The following is a 313-nucleotide window of genomic DNA, read 5'->3' as shown; positions in this document are numbered from 1 at the left end:
ACCTTTTGGTGCCAGTGATTACTTTGATGTTGTTGATGTAAAAGAATCTCTTTGTGAGTTAACCATATATTTAGAAGAGAAGAACTTGGTTCCTGAAGAGCGACAGATAACTACCCGTGAACAAATGTTGGACGAAATGTGTGCTACATTAGGTGGTAGAGCTGCCGAAGATGATGTCTGGGTTGGAGCCAATGCGGTTATTCTTCCTGGTGTAACCATCGGCACAGTGGCGATAGCACCGGTAAGGTGCGCTTTTTTCTGCGTACCGTAACCTACTACTACAACTTCGTCGAGCAACATCGCATCTCCTTTC

Annotated in this window: 1 protein-coding gene; it reads left to right on the top strand. The window is 44.7% G+C overall.

Annotated features, from left to right (window positions below; translation table 11 throughout):
- A partial coding sequence (locus D0T50_RS13540) for a hypothetical protein (protein ID WP_163224051.1) occupies positions 1 to 271 on the top strand: 271 nt, incomplete at its 5' end.
- Positions 272 to 313 lie beyond the last annotated feature (42 nt).

Origin of the sequence: Bacteroides sp. 214 (genome assembly GCF_010501015.1) — a bacterium.
In the GTDB taxonomy this organism is placed as follows: Bacteria; Bacteroidota; Bacteroidia; order Bacteroidales; family Bacteroidaceae; genus Bacteroides.
The sequence above is the reverse complement of the archived record's forward strand: the minus strand, read 5'-3'. Positions and strand labels throughout refer to the sequence as shown.